At 72.6% G+C, this 7,349-nt stretch carries 5 protein-coding genes and 1 pseudogene; 3 read left to right on the top strand and 3 right to left on the bottom strand.

Features of this window, described 5'->3' with window-relative positions; translation table 11 throughout:
- Positions 1-213 precede the first annotated feature (213 nt).
- Positions 214-2,427, top strand: coding sequence for a type II secretion system protein GspD (locus ACG2DA_RS20640; RefSeq protein ID WP_395258305.1), 2,214 nt, complete (start codon positions 214-216; stop codon positions 2,425-2,427).
- 34 nt (positions 2,428-2,461) lie between these two features.
- Here the strand turns inward: ACG2DA_RS20640 and ACG2DA_RS20635 are convergent, their stop codons facing one another.
- The 3 genes from ACG2DA_RS20635 to ACG2DA_RS20625 all read right to left on the bottom strand — a co-directional run bounded on the left by ACG2DA_RS20635 (position 2,462) and on the right by ACG2DA_RS20625 (position 6,626).
- A complete protein-coding gene (locus ACG2DA_RS20635) occupies positions 2,462-3,250 on the bottom strand; it encodes a hypothetical protein (protein WP_395258303.1) in 789 nt (262 codons plus the stop codon).
- 217 nt (positions 3,251-3,467) lie between these two features.
- Positions 3,468-5,282, bottom strand: a complete 1,815-nt coding sequence (locus ACG2DA_RS20630) for an ATP-binding cassette domain-containing protein (protein WP_395258301.1) — start codon at positions 5,280-5,282, stop codon at positions 3,468-3,470.
- A 165-nt stretch (positions 5,283-5,447) separates the two neighbouring features.
- Positions 5,448-6,626 (bottom strand): aminotransferase class V-fold PLP-dependent enzyme, encoded by a 1,179-nt coding sequence (locus ACG2DA_RS20625; protein WP_395258299.1) that lies wholly within the window; start codon positions 6,624-6,626, stop codon positions 5,448-5,450.
- A 143-nt stretch (positions 6,627-6,769) separates the two neighbouring features.
- Here ACG2DA_RS20625 and ACG2DA_RS20620 point away from each other — a divergent pair, with 143 nt between their 5' ends.
- Together ACG2DA_RS20620 and ACG2DA_RS20615 are read left to right on the top strand one after the other, a co-directional pair.
- Positions 6,770-7,084 carry a hypothetical protein gene (locus ACG2DA_RS20620; RefSeq protein WP_395258297.1) on the top strand — a complete coding sequence of 105 codons (315 nt, stop codon included), beginning with the start codon at positions 6,770-6,772 and terminating at the stop codon, positions 7,082-7,084.
- Between the two features lie 97 nt (positions 7,085-7,181).
- Positions 7,182-7,349: pseudogene (locus ACG2DA_RS20615) on the top strand (molybdopterin molybdenumtransferase MoeA); the annotation flags it as partial.

The raw sequence follows: 7,349 nt of genomic DNA, 5'->3' as shown, positions 1-7,349 counted from the left end.
CCCCCGGGCCGGTTTTGCATGCGCCGCGGGCGCCGCGGAGGGGGGCCCGCTCAGAGATCGGTCGTTCGCTCCCGCAGCGGTCCGATTAGGGAGTCTGGAGGAACCGCCCGCGTCGCCCGGGTGGAGCCGGTCTCCGGCCTGGGGGACCGCCGATAGGACCGACGCGACCGAATTCCCCGGCGCCTTCGGCCTCCCCCGCAATCCCCTCCGGCGATGTCCCGCACGACCGCCCCCCGCCGCTCCGCGACGGTCGCCGCGGGGCGGATCTGCGCCGCGTTCCGGCTGTCCGCGGCGCTGGCGGCGGCGCTGGCGGCGGTCTCCCCGTCCGCGATCGCCCCACGGGCGTTCGCCCAGACGGACCTCTCCACCGCCCCGGGGCTGACCGAGGCGACCCGTGAAAAGCTGAACCGCCGGGTCACGCTCACGCTGCCGGGCGTGCCGCTGCGGGAGGCGCTGATGAGCGTCCGCGAGGTCGCCGGGCTGAACTTGGTCGTGAACCAGGAGCTCACCGGGACCGTGGACATGGCCTTCCGCGACGCCCCCGTCCACGAGGTGCTGGACACGCTGCTGCTCTCCCGGGGGCTGGGCTACCGACCGGTCGGCGACGGGCTGGTGGTCGTGCCGATCGCGGACCTGGGGGCCCAGAACCCGCTGCTGGCCACCGAGGTGTTCGCCACGCCGTCGGTCGAACCGACCCAGTTGCTGCCGATTGTGGAGGAGATGCTCTCCCCCGAGGGCCGTGTGCACGCGATGCCTGCCGGCCGGGCGCTGGTGGCGTTCGACTACCCGTCCCGGCTGGACGCGATCCGGGCGCAGGTGGCCCGGCTGGACGCCGCCGCGGCGGACCGCTCCTCCGTCGCCGGGCCGACGACCGGCGGCGCGCTGTTGACCCGCCCCCCCGGCGCCGGCGGTCCGGCGCCGGGCGGGCCGGCGATGGACTCGACCGTCGTGGAGCTGCTGTACGTGCCGGCCACGGCGATGGCCTCCACGCTGGTTCCGCTGCTGGGCGAGAACGGGCGGGTCTCCGCGATGGACAACGAGGGCCGGCTGCTGATCGTGGACACCCCGGCGAACCTCGCCGCCATTCAGGCGGCGGTGCGGAAGCTGGACGTCCCGCGGGTGCAGGTCCGCATCCGGGCGCTGATCTACGACTGCGCGATCGAAGACAGCCGCGACCTGGGGCTCAACTGGAACGGCGGCCTGCGGGGCCGGGGCTTCGCCGCGGACGGCTCCCCGCTGCAGGAACTGACCTTCAGCGGGGTCACCGCGGCGGGGGCGGTCAGCCCGACGGCGGCCGGCGGGCTGGCGGCGTTCGACACCGCCAGCCGCTACCTGGACCTCACCACGACGCTGCGGGCGTTGAACGAAAGCGCCGACAGCCGCCTGCTGGCCGACCCGAACGTCGTCGTTCTGAACCATGAGAAGGCGGACATCAAAATCGTCACCGAGGTGCCCTACCAGGAACTCACGCAGAGCGCGCTGGGCGGGGCGATCGGCACGACCTCCTTCCGCGAGGCGGGCGTGCGTCTGGAGGTGACCCCGCACATCGCCGCGGACCGCACCATCACTATGCAGGTGCACCCGGAGTTCAGCGTGCTCAGCGGGTTCACGCCGGATTCCAACGCCCCGATCATCGACACCCGCGAGGCGACCACCACGGTGCGCGTCGGCGATCGGGAAACGCTGGTGCTGGGCGGCCTGCGGCAGCGGAGCAAGGTGAAGACCGTCAGCAGCCTGCCGTTCTTCGGCTCCATGCCGGTCTGCGGGCGGCTGTTCCGCAAGCAGGACTTCGAGGTGCGGGAGAGCGAACTGCTGGTGTTCCTCTCGCCGGAGATCATCGGCCCCTGCCACTCCGGCGACTGCCGGGAGACGGGCATCGCGGTGTTCGCCGCCAGCGAGCTGGAGGCCTCCCCGCTCTCCCCGACGCCGATGGGCGCCTCCGCCGCCCTGCAGGAGGACCGCGGCGCCTGGGGCAAACGCCACTTCCACCGGGCGGAGCGTCGCGGCCGGTGGGAGGCCCCGGCGGGGGCGGTCGGCAACTCCTGCGAACTGCCCGCCGAGGTCTACGAGAGCTCCGTCGTCACCGGGCTGATCGCGCCGGAACACCGCGCCCCCCATCTCGACGCCCCGGCGATTCCGCCGGCCCCCGCCCCGCCGACGTCCCGGTCGTTCCAGCCGGACCCCACCGGGTTCGAGCCGCCCCCGCCGCCGTTCGAGTCGGCCCCGCCGGCCGGGTTCGCCCCGGCGCCGCGGGCCGGCGGACCGGCGCTCGTCCCTCCCGCCTCGCCCCGACGGTCCGAGCCCACGGAGGACTCCGACGCCGCAGCATCGCCCCCGTTCGGGGGCGGGGGACTCCCGCAGCCGTTCGCCGCCCCGCCGCCGCTGCCCGTTCCGCCGGCGTTCCCGGACGCCGACGACGCCCGCTGAGGCCGCCGCGGCGGACTTCCGACTCGGGCGGAGCTCAGGCGTCGTCCGGCCGCCCGGGGCAGACCACCCGCGGAACGCCGTGGCGGTCTCGGACGTGTTTGAGGATGGAGACGAGGAACAGCGCGGCCCCGGCCATCTCCAATCCTTCCTCAACGAACACGGTGAGCGAATACGGGAGACGGAGCATCGCCTCGGGCCCCCCGCTCTCGATGATGCGGCTGGCGACGATCTCGATCCCCGCCGCCCCGCCGACGAACAGCGCCCCGGCGGTTAGGAAGCGGATCGCGATCGCCCGGGGCAGTCGGAGCAGGAACGGGATCGACGCCGCGGCGAATAGCCCGGCCGCCGGAATCCCGAGCAGGACCCAGGTGAAGAAGACCCGCTCGCCGAACTCCCCCATCACCCGTCGGGCCACGCTCTCGCCGAACGACTCGTGGATGGACGTCATCTCGTCCACCGAGAGGTACGCGAACGCGATCGCGATCACCCACCAGAAGCGGCCCTCCCGCCGGCCCGCGGGATTGTCGGCCGCGGCGGCGTCCCGCTCCGCCGCGGACCGATCCAAGCCGCCCGCGACCGCCGCCGCCGCTCCGCACGCCAGCAACAGAACCGTCGCGAACCACGCCGGCAGGCCGTTCTCCCGGTCCAGGCCGAAGTACCGGTTGGGCGTGTAGTAGATCCAGCCCTCCAGCCCGCCGTGGAGGACCCACAGCCGCGTCGCGACTCCGAGCGCCCACAGGCCCGCCGCCGTCCCGTAGACGACCTTCGCGATCGTGCGGTCGCCAATTTGGAAGGCGACCGAGGGGGGCGGCTCGACGTTCATATCCGGAATATAAGTTCATATCCGGAATATAGAGGGAGCGTGCCCGCTCCGATCGCGACGAACCGACGGGCGATCGTTCCCACGCCCGCCCACGACGGATCACCCGGTCAAACGGCCCCAGGAGCGACCCTTAACCGGTCTCGTAACGCACCGCCGTTACGGTGCGAACGGAGTTCAAGATGGCCGGCCGGCGGCGGGCCGACCGGAGCCTCGCCCCTCACCCCGCCCGCTCCTCCAGCGCCTCCCAGCGCTCGAAGGCCGCTTCCAACTGCTCCGTGAGCGCGGCGTCGCGGGCGGTGGCGGCGGCGATCCGGTCCGGCGCCTGCTGGTAGAAGCGGGGCTCGGCCATCTTCGCGTGCAGTTCGGCCTGCTCCGCTTCGAGTTTCTCCATCTGCCCCGGCAGGGCGTCCAGCTCCTTCCGCTCCTTGAAGGACAGTTTGTTCGCCGGCGCCTTTCCCTTGGCGGGGGCCTGCGAATCGGCGGCGGAGGGCTTCGCCCCGGCGGCGGCCTCCGCCGCCTCGCGGGCCCGCAGCCAGTCTGTGTAGCCGCCGTCGTACTCCTTGAATCGGCCGTCCCCCTCGTAGGCCAGCACGCTGGTGGCGACGTGGTCCAGGAAGTCCCGGTCGTGGCTGACCAGCAGCACCGTGCCGTTGTAGTCGACCAGCAGGCCCTCCAAGAGCTCCAGCGTTTCCAAATCGAGGTCGTTCGTCGGTTCGTCCAGCACGAGCACGTTGCTCGGCTTGGTGAACAACCGGGCCAGCAGCAGGCGGTTCCGCTCCCCGCCGGAGAGGCTGCCGACGGCCACGTTGACCCGATCCGGGGTGAACAGGAAGTCGCCCAGATAGCCGACCACGTGCTTCTTGCGGCCGCCGATCGTGACCTCCTCCGCCCCGTCGGTGACGCTCTCGCGGACGGTGCTTTCCGGGTCGAGCGTGTCCCGCAGCTGGTCGAAGTAGGCCACCTCCAGGTTCGTACCGTGCCGCACCGTGCCGGACTGCGGTTGCAGATCGCCCAACAGCAACCGCAGAGCCGTCGTCTTGCCGCAGCCGTTGGGGCCGAGCAGGCCGAGCTTGTCGCCGCGGGAGAGGTTGAGGTCCAGCCCCCGCACGGTCGGTTCGCTCTCGCCGGGGTAGGCGAAGGTGACGTTCTCCGCCTTGAGCACCAGCCGACCGCTCTTCTCCGCCTCGGCGGCGACCATGTTGGCGGTGCCGAGCTTTTTGCGGCGGGCGGCCCGCTGGCGGCGGAGGTCCTCCAGCGCTCGCACGCGGCCCTCGTTGCGGGTGCGGCGGGCCTTGATCCCCTGCCGGATCCAGGCTTCCTCCTTGGCGAGCACCTTGTCGAACGCCGCGGCCCGGGCCTCCTCCTCTTCCAATTGGGCGGCCCGGCGGGTGAGGAAGGTGTCGTAGTCGCACTCCCAGGCGCTCAGCCCGCCGCGGTCCAATTCCCCGATGCGGTTGGCCAGCCGCTTGAGGAAGGCCCGGTCGTGGGTCACGAACAGCACCGCCCCCCGCAGGCTGCCGGCCAGCTTCTCGACCGCGGCGATCGATTCGACGTCCAGGTGGTTCGTCGGTTCGTCGAGCAGCAGCACGTCCGGGTCCGGGGCGAGGGCCCGGGCCAGCAGCGCCCGCCGCTTCCGGCCGGCGGAGAGGTCGGCGAACTGCTCGTCCGGATCGAGGTCCAGTTCGCCGATCGCCCGGTCGACGGCGACGTCGATCTCCCAGTCCTCCGGCGGCGTCTCCTTCTGGGCGGCGGCCTGCCGGGCGCCGGCGGTGACGACCTCCCGCACCGTCCCGCCGGTGCCGGCGGGGACTTCCTGTTCCAGACGGGTCAGCACGCGGCCCTTCGGCACAGCGATCACGCCCTCGTCCGGCACGAGGTCCCCGGCCGCGAGCTTCAGCAGCGTGCTCTTCCCGGCCCCGTTCCGGCCGACCAGCGCCATCCGCTGCCCCGGTTCCAGCCGCAGCGTGACCCCGTCCAACAGCGGGGCGGCCCCGTGGGAGAAGGTGACGTTCTCAAGGGACAGCAGGCTCATGGGCAGTCGGCGACGGAAAGGCGAGCGGGGGGCGTCAGCCCCCTGTGCGTCCCCGACGGAGGCGGACGGGAGCGGCGGGGCGAGTCGAATGACACCCGCCGACATGCGACTCGGCAAGGCCGGGGGGCCGGTCCCCGGGGGGAACCGCCGGGGGAACGACGCCGTTCAGCGGCCGCGGCCCAACTCCTCCTCCACCGCGGCGAGCAGCCGGTCGAGGTGCTCCGGTTCGGTGTAGAGGTGGCAGGAGACGCGGATCTGGCGGCGGGGGCCGCGGCGGACGACGGGGATCTCGATGCCGTGCCGTTCCCACAGCGCCCGTTGCAGGGCGTTGCCGTCGCCGTCGTCCCGCTTCGGCAGCCCGCCGGGCGGGTCCGGCAGCGTCGCGGGGGCCATCGGCAGCCCGAAGTCCGGCAGGGGCGGCAGGCCGGTGAGAGCGTTCAACCGGGCGACCGCCCCCCGCGCCCGCTCCGCGGAGCGGGTGCGAAAGCGGTCCAGGCCGGCGTCCTCCAGGAATCGGATCGCCGCCGGAATCGCCAGGAACGGGGCCGGGTCCAGGGTGCCCGGCCAGCGGAATTCGTCCCGCCAGTCCGCCGGGCGGCCGGAGAGGCTGCGGCCCCAACTCGTCACCAGCGGTTCGAACCCCTCCCGGCGCTGCGGGGCGACCCACAGGAATCCGCTGCCGAACGGGGCGGACAGCCACTTGTGACACCCCGCGGCGTACCAGTCGCAACCGAGGTCCGCGATCCCCTCCCCCGGCCGCTCCAACGGCAGCGTCGCGATCGCGTGCGGGCCGTCGACCGCCACCGGCACGCCTCGTTCCCGCGCCCCCGCGCAGATCCGCCGCACCGGCAGCACGGCGGCCGATTTGCTGGTAACGTGGGACACGATCAGGATTTTCGTGCGGGGCGTGATCGCGGCGAGCACGTCCGCGGCGACGGCCTCCGCGTCGTCCAGCGGGGAGCGGATCGGGGCGGTCGTCACCTGCGCCCCGACCGGCTCCGCCCGCGCCTTCCACAGCCGGGCGACGGCGCCGTACTCGTGGGAGGTGAGCAGAACCTCGTCCCCGGCCGCCAGCGGCAGGTTGCGGGCGACGAGGGCCATCGCCGTCGTCGAATTCGCCGCCGGCACGATCCCTTCCGCGTCCGCCCCGACGAACCGGCCCAGCGCCTCCGCGGCGGCGTCCAGCGCGTCCTCCAAACGACGGACGAAGAAGTCCATCGGCTGGCTCGCCAGTTCCCGGCTCCACCGCTCCCGCTCCGCCAGCACGGGGGCCGGCGTGGGCCCGAACGACCCGTGGTTCAGGTAGACGGTGTCCGGGCGGATCGGCCAGTCGGCGGCAGTCATGCGGTCCTTGTCCCCGATCGGGCGGGGAAGAACCACCGCGAAGGCCGGGCGGTCGCCGGACGACCACCCGCCGCCGTTCGGCACGCGATTCGCATGAACGCCCGGCGTATTTCCGTGCCCGTACCAACTCCTCATTACCACCGATGGCTTCCACCGACCACGAATCGAAAACCACCACCGACCACGCCACGATTAAGCAGTGGGCCGAGAGCCGTAACGGCTACCCGGCCACCGTGGCGGACACAGAAAGCAAGGGCGGCGAGCCCGGCATCCTGCGGATTGACTTCGAAGATCCCTCCGAAGAGCAGCCCAACACCCCCGACAGCGGCTTGCACCGCATCACCTGGGAGGAGTTTTTCGAGAAGTTCGACGACGCCGACGTGCAGTTCCTCTACCAGGAACACACCAGCGACGGCTCCGTGAGCCGGTTCTGCAAGTTCATCAGCGAAGACGACTGATCGCCGGACCGGCGTCGGCGAGGCGGCCCCGGTAGGCTTTGCGGCATCCCCCGCTTTGCCGTCGCCGCGAGGCGGCGCGCCGTTCACCCGCTCCGCCATGCTCTCTGTCGCCGACGCCCGCGCCGCGATCCTCGCCGCCCTCGCGCCGCGACCGGCGACCGCCCTGCCGCTGGCGGAGGCGCTCGGGCTCTGCCTGAGCGAATCGGCCGCGGCAACGGTCGATTCGCCTCCCTTTGATAAGGCAATGATGGACGGCTACGCCGTC

Source organism: Alienimonas sp. DA493, assembly GCF_043951915.1.
Taxonomy (GTDB): domain Bacteria; phylum Planctomycetota; class Planctomycetia; order Planctomycetales; family Planctomycetaceae; genus Alienimonas.
The sequence above is the reverse complement of the archived record's forward strand: the minus strand, read 5'-3'. Positions and strand labels throughout refer to the sequence as shown.